17 protein-coding genes are annotated in these 18,644 nt (G+C 60.7%); 6 read left to right on the forward strand and 11 right to left on the reverse strand.

Going from position 1 to position 18,644, the window contains the following annotated elements:
* Positions 1-222: 222 nt before the first annotated feature.
* Complete coding sequence (locus AB5Z05_RS18195) at positions 223-765, forward strand: gamma carbonic anhydrase family protein (RefSeq protein WP_043826439.1); 543 nt, start codon at positions 223-225, stop codon at positions 763-765.
* Between the two features lie 85 nt (positions 766-850).
* Here the strand turns inward: AB5Z05_RS18195 and polA are convergent, their stop codons facing one another.
* The gene (gene polA, locus AB5Z05_RS18200; RefSeq protein ID WP_335838226.1) at positions 851-3,616 is read right to left on the reverse strand and encodes a DNA polymerase I; all 2,766 of its coding nucleotides are present in this window, start codon (positions 3,614-3,616) and stop codon (positions 851-853) included.
* A gap of 400 nt (positions 3,617-4,016) precedes the next feature.
* On the opposite strand from polA, the gene elbB reads away from it, so the two are divergent.
* Positions 4,017-4,667 (forward strand): isoprenoid biosynthesis glyoxalase ElbB, encoded by a 651-nt coding sequence (gene elbB / locus AB5Z05_RS18205; RefSeq protein ID WP_335838225.1) that lies wholly within the window; start codon positions 4,017-4,019, stop codon positions 4,665-4,667.
* Between the two features lie 72 nt (positions 4,668-4,739).
* Here the strand turns inward: elbB and AB5Z05_RS18210 are convergent, their stop codons facing one another.
* The 4 genes from AB5Z05_RS18210 to AB5Z05_RS18225 all read right to left on the reverse strand — a co-directional run bounded on the left by AB5Z05_RS18210 (position 4,740) and on the right by AB5Z05_RS18225 (position 8,196).
* Positions 4,740-4,949, reverse strand: coding sequence for a cell division protein ZapB (locus tag AB5Z05_RS18210; protein ID WP_005339554.1), 210 nt, complete (start codon positions 4,947-4,949; stop codon positions 4,740-4,742).
* A 246-nt stretch (positions 4,950-5,195) separates the two neighbouring features.
* The gene (locus AB5Z05_RS18215; RefSeq protein ID WP_368152593.1) at positions 5,196-6,476 is read right to left on the reverse strand and encodes a hypothetical protein; all 1,281 of its coding nucleotides are present in this window, start codon (positions 6,474-6,476) and stop codon (positions 5,196-5,198) included.
* A gap of 20 nt (positions 6,477-6,496) precedes the next feature.
* On the reverse strand, positions 6,497-7,276 hold the full coding sequence (gene cysE, locus AB5Z05_RS18220; protein ID WP_005339552.1) for a serine O-acetyltransferase: 780 nt from the start codon (positions 7,274-7,276) through the stop codon (positions 6,497-6,499).
* A gap of 8 nt (positions 7,277-7,284) precedes the next feature.
* On the reverse strand, positions 7,285-8,196 hold the full coding sequence (locus tag AB5Z05_RS18225; RefSeq protein WP_005339551.1) for a cation diffusion facilitator family transporter: 912 nt from the start codon (positions 8,194-8,196) through the stop codon (positions 7,285-7,287).
* A gap of 85 nt (positions 8,197-8,281) precedes the next feature.
* Between AB5Z05_RS18225 and AB5Z05_RS18230 the strand changes: the two genes are divergently transcribed.
* The 3 genes from AB5Z05_RS18230 (at position 8,282) to trmL (ending at position 10,868) form a co-directional block, all read left to right on the forward strand.
* Entirely contained in the window at positions 8,282-8,977 is a 696-nt protein-coding gene (locus AB5Z05_RS18230) for a response regulator (protein WP_005339549.1), read from the forward strand.
* Positions 8,959-10,329, forward strand: a complete 1,371-nt coding sequence (locus AB5Z05_RS18235) for an ATP-binding protein (protein WP_005339547.1) — start codon at positions 8,959-8,961, stop codon at positions 10,327-10,329. The genes AB5Z05_RS18230 and AB5Z05_RS18235 overlap by 19 nt, the downstream gene beginning before the upstream one ends.
* Positions 10,330-10,403: 74 nt before the next feature.
* Positions 10,404-10,868, forward strand: a complete 465-nt coding sequence (trmL, locus tag AB5Z05_RS18240) for a tRNA (uridine(34)/cytosine(34)/5-carboxymethylaminomethyluridine(34)-2'-O)-methyltransferase TrmL (RefSeq protein ID WP_331379520.1) — start codon at positions 10,404-10,406, stop codon at positions 10,866-10,868.
* Positions 10,869-10,881: 13 nt separating this feature from the next.
* Here the strand turns inward: trmL and dinF are convergent, their stop codons facing one another.
* From dinF to lexA, 4 genes are all read right to left on the reverse strand, one after another.
* Positions 10,882-12,243 carry an MATE family efflux transporter DinF gene (gene dinF / locus AB5Z05_RS18245; protein ID WP_368152597.1) on the reverse strand — a complete coding sequence of 454 codons (1,362 nt, stop codon included), beginning with the start codon at positions 12,241-12,243 and terminating at the stop codon, positions 10,882-10,884.
* 2 nt (positions 12,244-12,245) lie between these two features.
* On the reverse strand, positions 12,246-12,872 hold the full coding sequence (locus tag AB5Z05_RS18250) for an SCO family protein (protein ID WP_368152600.1): 627 nt from the start codon (positions 12,870-12,872) through the stop codon (positions 12,246-12,248).
* Between the two features lie 209 nt (positions 12,873-13,081).
* Entirely contained in the window at positions 13,082-13,297 is a 216-nt protein-coding gene (locus tag AB5Z05_RS18255; RefSeq protein WP_019446524.1) for a hypothetical protein, read from the reverse strand.
* A 484-nt stretch (positions 13,298-13,781) separates the two neighbouring features.
* The gene (gene lexA / locus AB5Z05_RS18260; protein ID WP_005339540.1) at positions 13,782-14,405 is read right to left on the reverse strand and encodes a transcriptional repressor LexA; all 624 of its coding nucleotides are present in this window, start codon (positions 14,403-14,405) and stop codon (positions 13,782-13,784) included.
* A gap of 204 nt (positions 14,406-14,609) precedes the next feature.
* Between lexA and plsB the strand changes: the two genes are divergently transcribed.
* Entirely contained in the window at positions 14,610-17,033 is a 2,424-nt protein-coding gene (gene plsB, locus AB5Z05_RS18265; protein ID WP_103251815.1) for a glycerol-3-phosphate 1-O-acyltransferase PlsB, read from the forward strand.
* Positions 17,034-17,102: 69 nt separating this feature from the next.
* Here the strand turns inward: plsB and ubiA are convergent, their stop codons facing one another.
* A complete protein-coding gene (gene ubiA, locus AB5Z05_RS18270; RefSeq protein WP_368152603.1) occupies positions 17,103-17,972 on the reverse strand; it encodes a 4-hydroxybenzoate octaprenyltransferase in 870 nt (289 codons plus the stop codon).
* A complete protein-coding gene (locus AB5Z05_RS18275; protein ID WP_005339534.1) occupies positions 17,969-18,505 on the reverse strand; it encodes a chorismate lyase in 537 nt (178 codons plus the stop codon). Before AB5Z05_RS18275 ends, ubiA begins: the two co-directional genes overlap by 4 nt.
* Between the last annotated feature and the right edge of the window lie 139 nt (positions 18,506-18,644).

Consider the following 18,644-nt stretch of genomic DNA (forward strand, 5'->3'; position numbering starts at 1 on the left):
AGGCTTTTCGAGGTTATCGACGAGGTTGTTTGCGTTGCCGCTTGCCCTGTCGATGGAGGCGCATTATAGGGAACAGATTCTTTCTGGCAACCCCTCATCGGCAATAAAATTGCAAAAAACCGCACTTTTTTAGTTATTCATATCCAAACACAGCTTTTATACAAACTTATCCACAGAAACCGATTCCGGATTGCTAGAATGGCCGAAAACAAGGAGGCCAAGATGGACTTGCGACTGAGACCCTATAAGGGAAAATGCCCGCAACTGGGCAAACGGGTGTATGTAGATCCCTGCGCGACACTGGTGGGCGATATCGAACTTGCCGACGACGCCAGCATCTGGCCCATGGTGGCGGCACGGGGAGATGTGAACCATATCCGCATCGGCGCCCGCAGCAATATTCAGGACGGCACTGTGCTGCACCTGACTCGCAAGAGCGCCAGCAACCCGACCGGCTATCCGCTGCTGATCGGTGAAGATGTCACTGTGGGTCACAAGGCGATGCTTCACGGCTGCACCATCGGCAACCGGGTGCTGGTCGGCATGGGTGCCATTCTGCTTGATGGCGTCGTGGTTGAAGATGATGTGATGATCGGCGCAGGTTCGCTGGTGCCACCGGGCAAGCGACTCGAATCGGGCTTTCTATATATAGGTAATCCCGTCAAACAGGCTCGCCCGCTCAAACCTGCCGAGATCGCCTTTCTCAAAACCTCGGCTGACAACTATGTCCTGCTCAAGGATGAGTATCTGCAAGAGACCTCATAGGGCAGGCAGAAACAGGAAGCCCGGCATGATGCCGGGCTTCGCTTCTTATATAGCTATATAGCCGTGCAGAACGGCTGACCGGAAATCAGTGGGCCTGATCCCAGTTGTCACCGGTACCCGCTTCCACCAGCAGCGGCACATGCAGTTCGGCAGCGGCCGACATCTTCTCCTTGATGATGGCGATGTACTCCTCCAGCTTCTCTTCACGGATCTCGAACACCAGTTCATCGTGTACCTGCATCAGCATGCGGATCGACTCATCCTCGATACCGCGGATCCAGCTATCCACGGTGATCATGGCGCGCTTGATGATATCGGCGGCCGTGCCCTGCATAGGCGCGTTGATGGCGGCCCGCTCGGCTGCCTTGCGCAGACCGGCGTTGCGGGACTTGATATCCGGCAGATAGAGGCGACGGCCAAACAGGGTCTCGACATAACCCTGGGCTTCCGCCTGCTGGCGGGTACGCTCCATATACTCCAGCACGCCCGGGTAGCGTTCGAAGTAGAGATCCATGTACTTCTGCGCTTCGGCACGACCGATCCCCAGCTGCTTGGCCAAACCGAAGGCACTCATGCCGTAGATAAGGCCGAAGTTGATCGCCTTGGCGCTGCGGCGCATGTCGGTGGTGACCGCATCGAGCGCCACGCCGAACACCTCGGCGGCAGTCGCCTTGTGGATGTCCTTGCCCTCGGCAAAGGCGGTCAGCAGCCCCTTGTCACCGGAAAGGTGCGCCATGATGCGCAGCTCGATCTGGGAGTAGTCCGCCGCTACCAGCTTATAACCGGCGCTCGGAATAAAGGCCTGACGGATCCGGCGCCCCTGCTCGTTGCGCACCGGGATGTTCTGCAGGTTGGGATCAGATGATGACAAACGGCCCGTAGCCGCTACCGCCTGATGATAGGAGGTGTGTACCCGCCCGGTCTGCGGCTTGATCATCAGCGGCAACTTGTCGGTGTAAGTGGACTTGAGCTTGGCCAGACCGCGATGTTCCATCAGCAGTTGCGGCAGCTCATAGGTCTCCGCCAGCTCGGCCAGCACCTCTTCTGCGGTGGACGGCGCCCCCTTCGGAGTCTTTTTGATGATCGGCAGCCCCAGCTTGGTGAAGAGGATCTCCCCCAGTTGCTTGGGCGAGGAGAGGTTGAACTCCTGCCCGGCCAGCTCGTGAGCCTGCTTCTCCAGCTCCGCCAACCGCAGCTCGATCTCCTGGCTCTGCTGGTGCAGCAGCTTGGGATCGATGGTGGTACCGAGCAACTCCATCCGCGCTAGTACCGGTAACAGCGGCAGCTCGATCTCGCTGAATACCTTGGCGAGACCCGGCACAGCCTCCAGCTGACCCCACAGCGCCTGATGAAGACGCAGGGTGATGTCGGCATCTTCCGCCGCATAAGGGGCCGCCTGCTCCAGCTCGATCTGGTTGAAGGTGAGCTGTTTCACCCCTTTGCCCGCGATATCTTCAAACGAGGTGGTCTCGACCCCGAGGTAACGCTTGGCCAACGAATCCATGTCGTGGCGGCTGGCGGTGGAGTTGAGCACGTAGGACTCGAGCATGGTGTCGTAGGCGATGCCCTGCAGGTCGATGTCATGGTTAAGCAGCACGTTGCGATCGTACTTGAGGTTCTGTCCCACCTTGAGACGGGTCGGATCTTCCAGCAGCGGTTTGAGCTTGCCCAACACCACGGCCTCGCTCAGCTGTACCGGCGCCCCCAGATAGTCATGGCCAAACGGCACATAAGCAGCCTTGCCCGCTTCAACCGCGAAGGAGACGCCGACGATCCGCGCCTCCATATAGTCGAGACTGGTGGTTTCGGTATCGAAGGCAAACAACGGTGCCGCTTTCAGCTGTTCCAGCCAGCCGTCAAACTCGGCTTCGTCCAGAATGCAGCGGTAGTCGGTTTCGATGGGGGCAACCGGAGTGGTGTTGTCATCGCCAGCGTCGCCCTGTCCGGCGCTCTCGCTGCCCTCTTCACCACCGGATTCCAGCTCCTTGATCAGGTTGCGCAGCTCGTATTCGCGATAGACCGCCAGCAGGGACTCCTTGTCGACCGGCTTGAGCAACAGCTCTTCCAGACTCTGTTCCAGCTCGACATCAGTCTTGATGGTCGCCAGTCGATAGGAGAGACGAACCTGCTCCTCCTGCTCGCGGAACTTGTCGGCAAAGGCCTTGGAGCCACGAAAGCCGAGGGCGGCGACCTTGTCGAGGTTGGCGGCAATCTCGTCGATGCTGCCAATCCCCTGCAGCAGGGCCAGTGCGGTCTTCTCGCCGACACCGGTCATGCCGGGAATGTTGTCGACCTTGTCACCCATCAGGGCCAGATAGTCGATGATGAGCTCGGGCGGTACGCCGAACTTCTCGATCACCCCTTCCCGATCGGTCTTCACATCTTTCATGGTGTCGATCAGGGTGACATGGTCGGAGACCAGCTGTGCCATATCCTTGTCACCGGTGCTGATCAGGACCGGCAGCTGCTTCTCGGTCGCCTGGCGGGCCAGGGTGCCGATCACGTCGTCGGCCTCCACCCCTTCCACCATCAGGAAGGGGAAGCCCATCGCCTTGATCATCTGGTGGATAGGGGCGACCTGGCTGCGCAGATCGTCCGGCATGCTGGCGCGGGTCGCCTTGTACTCGGGATAGATGTCGTCGCGGAAGGTCTTACCCTTGGCATCAAACACCACGGCCACATGACAGTCAGGATATTGCTTGCGCAGGCTGCGCATCATGTTGGCCATGACACGGACGGCGCCGCTCGGCAAACCGGTCGATGTGCGCAGATCGGCCTGCTGGGAGGCGAAGAAGGCGCGGTAAAGATAAGAGGAGCCGTCGACCAGAATAAGGGGGTTGCTAGGGGCCATGAAATCGTCCTGCCAGAGATAAACAGCCGCTAGGATGCCACAGGGCCCCCCTCACACCAAGGGGCGAAACAACAGCACACAGCGCCTGATAAAGGGACTCAATCTGTGGATAACTCTGTGTTCAAAAATGGGGCGCATCAGGGCACACAGTGATAAAACTGTGCATAAGAATATAAAAAGCCATTAAAAACAATGTATTGAGATCGTAAAAACCGATCGTGAGACAGTTAGAATGATCTCGATCAATGTGGAAAAAGATTTAAGGGAGTAGGTACGGCAGGATCCAAAACGAAACAATCCTAGCACAGCAAGATGACTTGACCAGCGGAGGGCGAGCGATAACCATACAAAAGTACAACAATCCATCCTGGCTCACATTTTCAACAACGAGGAGTTTGCCATGAAACAAGTGGCCGTGATTTTGAGTGGCTGCGGTGTCTTTGACGGGGCCGAAATCCACGAAGCCGTCATCAGCCTGCTGGCGTTGGCCCGTCAGGGAGCCGCCGTCCAGTGCTTCGCCCCGAACGTGGCACAGCTCCATGTCATCAATCACCTGACCGGTGAAGTGAGCGAGGGAGAGAGCCGCAATGTGCTGGTCGAAGCGGCCCGTATCTGCCGTGGCCAGATAAAGGATGTGGCCGAGCTGGATGCGGCCGATTACGACGCACTTCTGGTACCCGGCGGCTTTGGCGCGGCCAAGAACCTGTGCGACTTCGCTATCAAAGGGGCCGAGAGCCAGATCCAGCCCGATGTGCTGAAAGCGTGCCAGAGCTTTGCCAAAGCCAACAAACCGGCCGCCTATATCTGCATCGCGCCCGCCATGATCCCGCTGATCTATGGCGCCGGGACGCTGGCGACCATCGGCCATGACGAGGGTACCGCCAACGCCATCGAGGCAATGGGTGGCAGCCATCTCAACTGCCCGGTCAACGAATTCGTGGTGGATCAGGATCGCAAGGTAATCTCCACCCCCGCCTACATGCTGGCCAACAACATAGTCGAAGCAGCAGACGGCATCGAGAAGACAGTCAAGCAACTGCTGGCGCTGTAATCCTCACCCTGCCAAAAACAGACGGGCCGCTCATGGAGCGGCCCGTTTTCAATTCTGCCTGAGGGCGATGAATTAGATGGTTTCGCCCATCTGATCCATCTTGCCCAGCAGGGCACGCAGACGCTCCTGCCATGCAGTGTGCTCGTTGCGCAGCTGATGGTTCTCGTCTTGCAGCTTGCTGTTCTGCTCTTTCAGCTCGTCCAGCTCCATCTTCAGCAAGGAGATGTTGTCGACGGCGGATTGTACTTTGGATTCGAGTTGCTCAAGGACTTCTAGTGACATATGCATACCTGTTTGTTCAATTGCGATGCCCCACAGAGGGCGATTCAAGCGCGTGAAGCCAGCATACCCCGAGCGCATCGGCACAAACAAGCCAGTGCGCTGTAAAATGCGCCTTCCATAGATGTATTGTCTAAATATGCGTCTATTTTTCTCGCATCCTGCGCCCGAGCCGCGACAACACACTGAACCATGCGTAAAAGACCCCGCCGCCCGCGCATCATTTGCACCCTCCTGACGGCGCCGCCGTTATCCATGCAAGGCGATATAAGCCCCCAGCAACAGACAGGCGACGACATACATCAGCAGGCCGTAGAGCAGGTTCCAGCGCAGGATCAGCCCGGCACTGAGGTTGTAGCGGGAGGCCAGCGCCAGATTGGATCCGGAGAGCGGACTGGTGCCGGTGGCAAGCCCCCATCCCAGCAGGAAACACATGCCGAGCAGGCTGGGATCCGGCGCCAGCGGCCAGAGCAGTGGCGCCAGCCCGGAGATACTGATGAGCGGATGCACCCCGACGATGGCCACCAGCAAAATCAATAGCAGGGTGACGGATGCCTCAAGCCAGCCAAAGTGGTTGAACAGTGGCAGGCCATGACCAGCACCGAGATCGATGACCGACAACGCACTGTTGATGCCTGCCGCCAGCAAACCGGCCCCCAGAAACAGCACCAGCTGGCCACCGATGGCGGGGAAGCGCTCCACCACCTGCCGCTTGAGGGCCGCCTTGCGCCCAACCCTCGGCATAAAGAGCAGCGCCAGCAGCGGGGCCACCAGCGCGATCACCGCCAGAATGCCGAGCTGGGGCCAAATCTGCTTGATGAGCAGCACCAGCAGCGCCAGCGTGACCGGCAACCCCAGAGTCTGCAGCCGCAGCGGATAACCGGCAAAGTCGGCCACCCCGATCCGCTCCACCTGCCAGGCAGTCAGCCCCATCGCCAGCAAGGCGGCGAGGATCCCGAACGGCAGAATATGAGAGAGCTGCAAGCCCGGCGCATAGGTAAGCGCCACCGCCATGGCGACAAAGAAGGGTGACCAGAAGGCGGCAGCACAGAAGACCCGGCTCAGCACCATCACCTGACGCCGCTCCAGGGTGCCATTGCGCTCCAGCCGATCGCCGATGATAAACAGCACCGAGAGGTTGATGACCGCCCCCAACAGATTGAGGCTGGCCATGGTGCTCCACAGCCCCTTGCGCCCGGCCCAGGAGGTGGTGCCGGTCAGCAAGCCGGAGGTGGCAAGGTTGAGGGTGCTCACCGCGGCAAACATGGTGAGCATATTGATGTTGGGCAGCAGCCAGTCACCGGCGCTGAGGGTCGCACCCTGCCACCAGGAGAAGATGAGCAGCAACAGCGCCGCGCCATACAGGGCCAGCACCTGCCGCTTGGCGGCCCCCACCAGCCAGGGCCAGGTGAGCAGTGACGCCCCCCAGGCCGCAATGGCCGCGGGCCAGGGGGAGAGTCCCAGATAGAGATGGAGCAGGTTGAGCAGCCACATCCCCAAAATCAGATAACCCGACCAGCGTTTGGCCATCGACTACTCCGGCCGGGAGATCAGAGACACTGATCCATATCCAGTGAAGGCTTGTCGCACTCCGGACGGCCGACGATCTTGGCAGGTACGCCAGCGACTGTGGTATGAGGCGGCACCGGATTGATCACCACGCTGCCCGCGCCGATTTTGGCGCCCACGCCCACTTCGATATTGCCGAGCACCTTGGCGCCCGCCCCTATCATCACCCCTTCGCGGATCTTGGGATGACGATCGCCGCTCTCCTTGCCGGTACCACCGAGGGTCACGCTCTGCAGGATGGAGACATCATCTTCAATCACTGCCGTCTCGCCCACCACTATGCCGGTGGCATGGTCAAACATGATCCCCTTGCCGATGCGGGCGGCCGGATGCACATCCACCCCGAACACCACCGAGATCTGGTTTTGCAGATAAAGGGCCAGCGAGCGGCGCCCCTGACGCCACAGCCAGTTGGCGACCCGATACCCCTGCAGGGCATGGAACCCCTTGAGATAGAGCAGCGGGGTGGAGAAGAGGTCGACCGCCGGATCCCGCTCCTGCACGGCGCAGATGTCGGCCGCCACTACCGTCAGCAGCTCGGGCTCGCTGCGCAGGGCCAGCTCGATCACCTCGCGCAGGGCGATGGCGGGCATGGTGGCGCTGTCGAGCTTGTTGGCCAGCTGGAAGCTGAGGGCCGAACGCAGATTCTTGTGATTGAGAATGGTGGAGTGGAAGAAGCTGGCCAGCATCGGCTCCTGGGCCGCCATGCACTCCGCTTCTTGCTGAATTTTGTGCCAGGTTTTGGCAACCAGTTCATCCATGTTGCAGCCTACTGTTGTTCTGGGTGAGGGCTCTGTTGTTCTTTTGTCAGCACCGAGATGGGGTCCATGTGGATGATGACATCCATCCGCTCGAATGCCTGGCGTACCGCCAGCTCGGCTTCATCGGCGATCTGATGGGCCTTGACCAGGGGGATCTGATCATCCAGTTCAAGATGCAACTGTACGAATCGGGTCGGCCCGGATTGACGGGTGCGCAGGTCATGTACGCCGTGTACACCTTCTACGGCACAGCAGAGCGCCATTATTCTCGCTTGTTCTTCCGCTGGCAACTGACGATCGAGCAGGGCCTGCACCGACTCGTAGCCGATGTGTCCCGCCCCCCACAACAGGAATAGCCCGATCAGGATGGCAAACAGGCCGTCGGCCCAGTACCACCCCTGCCCCGCCAGCACCAGCGCCAACAAGACACCGGCATTGAGCAGCAGATCGGAACGGTAGTGCAGCATGTCAGCCTTGATCGCCACACTGTTGGTCTTGCGAATGACAAAGCTCTGGAAGCTGACCAGCAGCAGGGTCAGCACGATGGATCCGCCGCTGACCCAGAGACCCGCCTCCAGCCGCAGAATAGGCGCCTGATTGAGCAGGGATGAAATTCCGTGCATCACCAGCAGCAGGGCGGAGCCGGAGATAAAGGCCGACTGGATGAGGCCAGCCAGCGACTCCGCCTTGCCGTGACCGAAACGGTGTTCGTCATCGGCCGGGGCAAGCGCATAGCGAATGGCCAGCAGGTTGATGATGGAGGCACTCACATCCATGAAGGAGTCGGTGAGCGATGCCAGCAGGGTCGACGAGTCGGTCATCAGCCAGGCGATCAGTTTGCCGATGATCAGCAGGGTAGCGGTGGTGACCGCCGCTATGCTGGCAAAGGTCACCCAACGGGAATATTGTTGATGGCTCAAAACCGGCTTTCCTCTGGCGATGAAAAACTTATTATACCCTGACCCCGGCGTCAGTTTGGCGCGAAAATCTGCGGAATAACACCAGATGAACAGAATACTCCTGGTCGACGACGATCTTGAATTGACCCAACTGCTCACCGAAATTCTGACCCTGGAGGGATTTCAGGTCACGGTCGCCGAGGATGGTGAAGAGGGGCTGCAACGGCTGGCGGAGCAGAGCTTCGATCTGGTGCTGCTGGATGTGATGATGCCCAAGCTCAACGGCTTTGCCATGCTGACCAAGCTGCGCAAGACCCACGACACCCCGGTGCTGATGCTGACCGCCCGCGGCGACAGCCAGGATCGGGTCAACGGTCTGGAAGCGGGTGCCGACGACTATCTGGCCAAGCCATTCGATGACAGGGAGCTGCTGGCCCGGGTACGCGCCATCCTGCGCCGTACCCAGAGCGCCCCGCCCCAGCGCGGCAACTCCTCCGACGAAGTGCACTTCATGGATATCGTGCTGCAACCCGGCCTGCAGCAGGCCCGCTGCGGCGAACAGCTGCTGGAGCTGACCGCCACCGAATTCGGGCTGCTGGAGTGCCTGCTGCGTAATCCCGGCCAGATCGTCAGCAAGAGCCACCTCTCCGAGCAGGTGCTGGGCAAGAAGCTGGAACCCTTCGATCGGGCCATCGACATGCACCTGAGCAACCTGCGCAAGAAGCTGCCGGACCGCACCGATGGCCAGCCCCGCTTCAAAACCGTACGGGGGCGCGGGTACCTGTGGCTAGAGCAAGAATAGAGCGCATCAACTCCCTCAACGGGATCTCGACCCACATCTTCCTCTGGTTCTGGTTCATGCTGCTGGTGATGCTGGCCGCCGTGATCAGCCTGCCGACCTTGGATCCCCGCAACCAGATCCCGCTGCCGACCCATGAAGTGGCGCGGATGCAGAACAACGTGCAGGCCCTGCTCAACGCCGCCGAGCCGGATCAGGATTTCGATCTGGCCAAGGCGATGGACAAGATCGCCATGCTGCCGGTGGACAACGTCTACCTGCGCGACGAGAAGGGGCAGATCCAGTCCACCACCCATCCGCGCAAGTTCGTGGTGCGCTTTATGGTGGATGCCGATGACCCGGCCAACCCCATGCTGGGCAACGAGGATCGCAAGGCGATCGCCGGCCCCTTCCTGATGGAGCACCACGGCCATCGCTATCACGTCTATTTCGGCCTCAATGCCGAGAATCCCTACCTGTTCCTGTTTATTCAGGTGCTGGATCACCCGATCCGCATTCTGGGCATCTCGATGCTGGTCAGCACCCCGCTCTGCCTGCTGCTCGCCTGGCGGCTGACCCGCCCCATCCTGCAGTTGCAGAAATCGGTTTCCCAACTGGCGGCCGGCAATCTGGAGGTGCAGATCCCCAACCTGGGACGGGGCGACGAGATTGGCCAGCTGGCGGATAACGTCAGCCGCATGGTGGAGACGCTCAAGAGCATGATCCAGAAGCAGAAACAGCTGCTTTCCGATATCTCCCACGAACTGCGCAGCCCCCTCACCCGGATGCAACTGGCGCAGGCGCTGATCCGCCGCAAACAGGGTGACAGCGCCGAGCTGGCGCGGATCGAGTCGGAGATCGGACGGCTGGACAAGCTGATCGGCGATCTGCTGGATCTGTCGCGAGTGCAGCAGCATGTGGAGGCGCCGGTGGTACATCCGCTGGCCGACCTGCTGGAGCCCATCCTCGAAGATGCCATGTTCGAAGCGAATCAGAGCGGCAAACAGCTCAGACTGCCGCCGCTACCTGCCGAGTCGATCCAGATGTGGCCCGAGCTGCTGGCCCGGGCCGTGGAGAACCCCCTGCGCAACGCCCTCAAATATGCCCGCGAGTTCATCAAGGTGGACTGGTATCGGGAGGGGCAGGAGTGGGTGATGACCATTCGGGATGACGGCCCCGGGGTGCCTGACGAGCAGCAGGCGCTGCTGTTCCAGCCCTTCTTCCGGGTCGATGATGCCCGCAACGCCAAGACCGGCGGCACCGGGCTGGGGCTGGCCATCGCCTCGGAGGCAATACAGCGCCACGGCGGCACCATTGCGGCCAGCAACAATCATCCGACCGGGCTGACCATCACCATCCGCTTGCCCATCGCCTGATCCTTTTCATCCGGACGGGCGCTGGGTATGCTGGCGCCCCTTCTTGGCTTTACATCTCTTTGCAGGAGCTCGTCATGCTCGATATCGTCCTCTACCAGCCGGAAATTCCGCCCAACACCGGCAATATCATCCGGCTTTGCGCCAATACCGGTTACCGGCTCCATCTGATCGAGCCGCTGGGATTTGAGTGGGATGACAAGCGGGTAAAGCGGGCGGGACTCGACTATCACGAATTTGCCGAGGTGAAGCGCTGGCCGAGCTATGAGGCATTTCTGGCAGCCGTAGCGCCCAAGCGGGTGTTCGCCTGCACCACCAAGGGCCGCACCGCACACTCGGCGGCCCAGTATGCCCTTGGCGACGCCCTGCTGTTTGGCCCGGAGAGTCGCGGCCTGCCCATCGAGATCATCGAGAGTCTGCCATTCGAGCAGCGGCTACGCATCCCTATGGTGCCCCAGAGCCGCAGCATGAACCTATCCAACGCGGTGTCTGTCTTTGTCTACGAGAGCTGGCGCCAGCTCGGCTACGGCGGTGCCATGTAAGCGCCACCGATGATCAGTGGCGGGCGTCGAGCAGATGCCCGCTGCGCTCCAGCCGCCAGCAAGTGATCCCCAGCGACAGACCGCGCCCCACCATCAGCGCTGCCATCGCCGCCCATAACGCGGCCACGCCCCACGACTGACAGAGCCACCAGATCGGGAAGAAGCCGCCAAACGCGGCCAGCAACATGCTGTTGCGCATCTCCCGCGCCCGGGTCGCCCCGATGAATACGCCATCCAGCAGGAAGCACCAGACCGCCAGCAACGGCATGGCGATCAGCCAGGGAAGCTGACGATTTGCCTCCGCCACCACGGCCGGAATATCGGTGATATAGCCGATAAGGTGGGCACCAAAGAGGGCAAACACCAGGGTAAAACCACTGGCGATGAGGGCGGCCCAGCCCAGATTGAGCACGATGGCCTCCCGCAGTTTCTGCCGATCCCGCTGACCGATGGCTCGCCCTACCATGGCCTCCACCGCATAGGCAAAACCATCGAGTCCGTAGGAGATAAGCATCAGGAAGTTGAGCAGCACCGCATTGGCGGCCACCGCCACATCCCCCAGTCGTGCCCCTTGCAGAGTCATGAAGGCGAAACAGAGCTGCAAACAGAGGGAGCGCAGGAAGATATCGCGGTTGAGGCCGAGCAACCGCACCATGGGCGCGAGCTGCCGCCAGCGCTGCCAACCATCCTGCCACACCGTCGGCGCCAGTTGCCCCAGCTGACGGCGTACCAGCCAGATACCGACTGCCAGCGCGCAGTAGTCCGCCATGACCGAGGCTGCCGCCACACCCCGCACCTGCCAGCCGAGTCCCAGCACAAACAGGGCATCGAGCGCCATGTTGACCAGATTGGTGAGGATCAGCATCACCATGGGGCTGCGGGCATCCTGCATCCCCAACAGCCAGCCCATGATCACCAGATTGCAGAGCGCCGCCGGGGCGCTCCAGATCCGCACCGCCACATATTGGCCCGCATAAAGCTGCACCTCGGGCGAGCCGCCACTCAGGGCGATCAGCCGTGGCAACAGCGGGAAGAGCAACAGCAGCAGCGTCAGGCCGAGAGCAATGGCCAGCCCCAGCGCCCGCAGCAGGGTATCGAGCTGGGCACGACCGTCGGCGGCGCCGTGCGCCTGCGCCGTCAGGCCGGTGGTCGACATCCGCAAGAAGCCGAGCAGCCAGAAGATGAGGTTGATCAGGGTCGCACCGACCGACACGCCCCCCAGAAACCAGGCCTGACCGAGATGACCGATCACCCAGGTGTCCACCAGCCCCAGCAAGGGGGTGGTGATATTGGAAAAAACCATGGGCAGGGCGAGCGCAAAGACAGCGCGGTGGCGAGAGGGGTCTCGCCACCAGGGGGCAACAGCTGGGGTCACGCTCAGTGGCCTGCCAGCTTCAGAATGCGGACGAAGTCAGAGAGCATGGTGGCCATCTGCACCCGGGGCACCTGACCCGGCGCCACTTGCGGACGGAATACCGCCTGCAGCTTGCCCTTGGGATTGATGAGCACGATGGAGGCGGAGTGATCGATCAGGTAATCCTTCTCCCCCTGATTAGCGATGGAGTAGATGAGCCCCAGATTGCGCACGAACGGGAACAGCTTGTCGTGGGGGGCAGTGGCCGCCTTGAATTCGGGATTGAAGAAGGCGGTATAGGTCTTGAGGCGTGGAATATCGTCACGCTGGGGATCCGCCGAGATAAACACCACCTGACTGTCGGGCGCCATCTTCTTCAGCTGGTCATAGGCGGAACGCATATCTGCCAGCGTGGTGGGGCAGATATCGGGGCAGAAGGTGTAGCCGACGAACAGGAAGGTCCAGTGCCCCTTCAGGTTGGCAGGAGTGAACGGCTGGTTGTCCGCATCGGTAAAGGCGAAATCATTGATGTCCCGCCCCGCCGGATAATAATCGGCCTGTTCCGGCTGCTCTGGCTGCGTGGCGTAGAACACCAGGATCAGGCAGGCTGTCAGCAGCAGAAAGAGCAGGGGATAGCGGAGCTTCATCATAACAAGAGACCCTTTCAGTTCGAGGCAGATAGCCAGCAGTGACCGGACAAGAGGGGGCATTGTACCCCAGCGAGCCGCCAAGGTGGTTCAACCTTGTGCAACGCCCTGTCAGGAGTCGACCATTTGGCATAATTAATCGCCAGTTGCGGCCATAAAAAAACCGGCCCCCTCGGGTGCCGGTTATGGATGGATTTGTTGGTCTCTTCTGCTCAGGGGCGAGCGTTACGCCCCTGCTGCAACATCTTGCCGATGGCCCGCACGCCGATGGGAATCACGGGGGCCAGCCACCCCTCTTCCCCCTGGCGATCACCGTGACCCCGTTTGAACAGCAGCACCAGACGCACCACCTTCTCTTTCGGGCATCCCAGCCAGAGCGTCCAGTGCGAACCACGATGGTGCAGCCAGAGACCGTAAAACCAGGTCATCCGGCTACCTTTGACGAAACGGGTGATTGACGATTCCGCTGGCGCAGCCCCAGCCTCTGAATCCCATGGCGATCTTGATGCCATACCAGTCCTCCTTGACCGACAGGTCATGTTGCTTCGTCGGCCTGAACTGGGAACAGGCCCGTCACGACTATCTGCAACCATTACAAGTGGTCCCCTTTGCCTGACAAGGCTCGGGATCTCCCCACTCCCCCTTCATATCCCGTGAAGGTGTACAGCCCGATTCTCGTTGTTACCGGCCCTCCCGTACCGACGCATTGTGATGGTCAGAGGGAGGTGCCAAGCCCTGTCTCGGCGACAGGGCACTGATCTGAGCATATATCTGAAATGGATGATTGGTAGCCGGTCGCGCAGGACAAAAATGCCGCCGCCGATGATCTGTTTGATATGACAGGGAAAGTGCGCCAGAAACAGCACGGCCTCCCGAAGGAGGCCGTGTGGCAAACGCAGTTGGCGGGGATGATTACATCCAGTCAGCGTTGCGGATTACCCCGACAGCCAGTCCTTCGATGGTGAGCTGCTGGCAGGAGAGGTCCACCTCGATGGGGGAGAGCTCTTCATTCTCCGGCAGCAGCCATACCTGACTGCCCTTGCGCTGGAAGCGCTTGACGGTGACATCCTCATCGAGACGGGCGACCACCACCTGACCGTTGCGCACCTCCTGGGTCTTGTGCACCGCCAGCAGATCGCCATCCAGAATGCCGATGTTCTTCATGCTCATCCCCTGCACCCGCAGCAGAAAATCTGCGCGCGGGTGGAACAGGGCGGGATCCACCTGATAGTGGCTCTCGATATGCTCCTGAGCCAGGATAGGTTCACCGGCAGCCACCTTGCCGATGAGCGGCAGGCCGCTCTCTTCCAGCACCTCTTCCTCTTCGAGCAACAGGCGAATGCCGCGGGACGTGCCCGGCATGATCTCGATGACCCCTTTTTTGGCCAGGGCCTTCAGATGTTCTTCGGCCGCATTGGCCGACTTGAAACCAAGCTTCTGGGCAATCTCGGCACGAGTCGGCGGCATACCGGTCTCGCTCATGTTCACCTTGATCAGCTCCAGCACTTCGGCCTGGCGGGGGGTAAGGGGTTTCATAGAATTGGCACCTGTCTTTTTATACAGCACACTGGCAGTATATACAGTGCAGTGGCCAAGGCAAGGCGCAGCTGACATTTGTCGCAACCAACCCCTCATTTACTGCTGTTTTGATCCTGTGCAGCTGACTCATCGTACCTCTCGGCGACAAGGGGCTGTCGATTTGCTATGCTCACGCCGCATTTTTTTGGAGAGCAGACGCACATGTCCCTAGGACAGAAGATTTCCAGAGCCATCTTGCAATGGCCGGTCAGCGGCTTGGTCAATCACAAGAGCCTGCCGGAAAATCCCATCACAGAACTCAATCTGGATCCGGCCAGACCCATCGTCTATGCCCTGAAAACCAGTTCGATCACCGACCTGATGACCCTGCAGCAGTGCTGCGAGGATCTCGGTCTGCCCGGCCCCTTCACGCCGCTGGAGCTCAACGGCCAGCTGCTGCCGCGCTATGTCTGTCTGGATCGTCCGCCTCCCCTGTTTGGCAAACGCAGCAAACCGCTCCCCTTCCTGCAGGAGTTCCACCAGCTGCTGGATCTGCACAAGCAGGATCCCGCACTGGATATCCAGGTGGTGCCCGTCACCCTGTTCTGGGGCCGCGCTCCGGGTCGGGAAGGGGAAGAAGCCTCCGGCCTCAACATCATCAGCAGCCTGGCACCGAACCGGCTGAAGAAGGCGCTTATCGTGATCCTCAAGGGTCGCGAGAATCTGGTGCGCTTCTCGCCGCCGCTCTCCCTGCGCTATATGGCCGACAAGCACGGCACCGACGAGGCGATAGCCCACAAGCTGGCGCGAGTGGCCCGTACCCACTTCAGCCGCCAGCAGCTGGCCGCCACCGGCCCGAAACTGCCGAACCGCAACCTGCTGTTCAAGCAGCTGCTCGACTCCGCGGTGATCCAGCAGGCGATTGAAGAGGAGGCCCAGCGCGAGGGGATCAGCCTCGAGAAGGCGCAAAAGCGTGCCCATGGCTACATGGACGAGATCGCCTCCAACTTCTCCTACCGGCTGATCCGCCTGGGCGAGAGCTTCCTCGGCTGGCTGTGGAACAAGCTCTACCGAGGTTTGTCGGTCAATGGCGCCGAGAAGGTACGCCAGTTGGCGCAGGAAGGGCACGAGATAGTCTACGTTCCCTGTCACCGCAGCCACATGGACTACCTGCTGCTCTCCTACGTCATCTACCACCAGGGGATGGTGCCGCCCCATATCGCGGCAGGCATCAACCTCAACTTCTGGCCGGCGGGCCCGATTTTCCGCCACGGCGGCGCCTTCTTCATTCGCCGCACCTTCAAGGGCAACCCGCTCTACAGCACGGTATTCCGGGAATACCTCAACCTGCTGTTTGCCAAGGGTTACTCGGTAGAGTTCTTCACCGAGGGTGGTCGCTCCCGTACCGGCCGTCTGCTGCCGCCCAAGACCGGTATGCTGGCGATGACCCTGCAGGCGATGATGCGCGGGCTGGACAGGCCGGTCACTCTGGTGCCTGTCTATCTGGGTTACGAGCACGTGATGGAGGTGAACACCTACCACAACGAGCTCAAGGGCAGTCGCAAGGAGAAAGAGAGCTTCCTGCAGGTGCTCGGCATCCTGCGCAAGCTGCGCAACTACGGCCGTGGCTTCGTCAACTTCGGCGAACCGCTGACCCTCAACAGCTACCTGAGCGAACATATCCCCGACTGGAAAAAGCACATCGGGGAAGAGGAGCGTCCGGAGTGGATGGCGGGCACCGTCAACAATCTGGCCGAACTGCTGATGACCCGCATCAACGGTGCGGCCGCGGTCAACGGCCTGACCCTGAGCGCGCTGGCGCTGCTGGCCGCCGAGCGCCACGCCCTGACCCGCGACGAATTGCAGGCCCAGCTCAACACCTATCTGGATCTGCTCAAGGCGGTGCCCTACAGCCCGCAGAGCACCATTCCGGATGAGGATGCCAAGACCCTGCTGGACCAGGCGATGGAGCTCAACAAGTTCGAGGTGAGCGAGGACAAGCTGGGGCAGATCATCAGTCTCGACCGCTATCAGGCGATCCTGCTGACCTACTACCGCAACAACATCCTCCACCTGTTCGCCATGCCCTCTCTGGTGGCGGCATTGATCGAACGGTGCGAAGGGATCTCCCGCAGCGAGATCATGGCCCGTTGCATCGACATCTATCCGCTGCTCAAGACCGAGCTGTTCCTGCGTTATGAAGAGGAGGAGCTGCCGGCGCTGGTCGACAGCCTGCTCGACGCGCTGCAAACCCAGCAACTGATCGAGACCCGCGATGACGGCTACTGGGTCAATCCGGCCAACCAGATGCGCCTGCTGCTGCTGGCGGAGAGCATTCAGGAGACCCTGCAGCGCTACGCCATCGTGCTGACCCGGGTGCTGGCCCAGCCTCATATCGAGGCGGAGCAGCTGGAGGCGGACGGCCTGATGATGGCAGAGCGCCTCGGCACCCTGCACGGCATCAACGCCCCCGAGTTCTTCGACCAGAAGCTGTTCAGCACCCTGATCCACACGCTGCGCAAAGAGGGTTACCTCTCTCCAGAGTGCAAGCCGGATCTCGGCCGCTTCCAGGCGCTGGCCGACAACATAGTGCCGCTGCTGAGCAACAAGATCCGCCGCACCATTCAGGCTGGCAATCAGCTCTGATCTGCAACGCAAACAAAGAAGGCCGCATGATGCGGCCTTCATTTTTATCGGAGTCTGCGCGGGAACAGGTCACGCCAGCAGGTAATCGAGCACCAGACCGGCAAACACCAGCGCCCCCACATAGTTGTTGTTGAGAAACGCCTGGAAGCAGGCTTCCCGTAGCCGCTCGCGAATGAGCCGCTGCTGATAGACAAACAGCACCGCCGCCCCCAGCAATCCCCAGTAATACCAGCCCCCCAGCGTCATCAGCTGCCCGACCGCCAGCAACAGCAGCAGCGTCGAGAGTTGCAGTACGCCGATGATCCGTTTGTCGTAACGACCAAACAGGATGGCGCTGGATTTGAGGCCGATCTTGAGGTCGTCATCCCGATCCACCATGGCGTACTGGGTGTCGTAAGCCACCGTCCAGAGCAGATTGGCGAAGAAGAGCAACCAGGCCACCAGCGGCAGGGCATCCGCCTGCGCCGCATAGGCCATCGGGATCGACCAGGAGAAGGCCATCCCGAGCACCAGCTGGGGGTTGGAGATAAAGCGCTTCATGAAGGGGTAGCTCACTGCCAGCAGCAGGGCGACAAACGACAGACCGATGGTGAGCGGATTCATGGTCAGCACCAGACCAAACGAAATAAGCGCCAGCACGAAGAAGAGCGCCAGCACCTCCCACGGCTTGACTCTGCCCGTGGGCAAAGGGCGACCAGCGGTGCGTTTGACATGACCGTCGAAGTTGCGATCCGCATAGTCGTTGATCACGCACCCTGCCGAGCGCATCAGAAAGACGCCGACCACAAACACGGTCAGCACCCAGAGATTGGGCAGGCCACCAGCGGCCAGCCAGAGCGCCCACAGGGTTGGCCACAGCAGCAGCAGAGTGCCTATGGGTTTGTCGACGCGGGCCAACTGCATATAGGCAAGTCCCCGCTCCTTGGTTAACAGATTCACTCCAGCTCCTTGTCACAGACGAGAGAGGGCAGAAACAGCTCGTGCACCAGCAGTGGCCACTGCCCCAGAAACAGACGGGAACGACGCCCCCAGACAGTGGCGGCCGGGCAACGGGGATTGGCGGCAATATCGAAACGGGCCAGTTGCAGATGATCGCGGCGGGCAGGCTCATGGCCAAATACCCGCTCACCCAGCGGCTGCTCGCCAAGCTCGGCAATGCCGCTCCCTTGCAGCGCGTCATCGGCAAACAGGGTCCAGCCCAGCACGGCGGGCCCACGATCCCCGTGCAGGATCACCTCGCGGCAGGTACCGGCCGGCGAGGCCGAATCCACCAGCCACTGCTCATCGGCAGTAAGGGCGACCGGGTGATTGCCCAGCCACTCCACCGAAAAGTGGCGATTGTGCTGACGCAGACGCCGAGTCATGGAGCCGGGCTCCAGCAGCCAGGGGCGCAAGCTGGCGGGCAATTCACAACATTCGGGGGCCAGCCACCCGCTTAACGGCGTGAGGGGAACAGTCAACTCGGACTTCACAGCTTCACCATCCAGAGATTTCCGTGTTCAGGTTAAAATCCGGTTTATTATCCGTAAATCAATAGCGAAATGTAAGAACATCCGTGCTTGACGGCCCCGATGGCAACATCAAAAATGGGTTATCTCTTGCTGATGAGCC

The sequence above is a fragment of the Aeromonas sp. R2-4 genome (assembly GCF_040908365.1).
GTDB classification, from domain to species: domain Bacteria; phylum Pseudomonadota; class Gammaproteobacteria; order Enterobacterales; family Aeromonadaceae; genus Aeromonas; species Aeromonas veronii.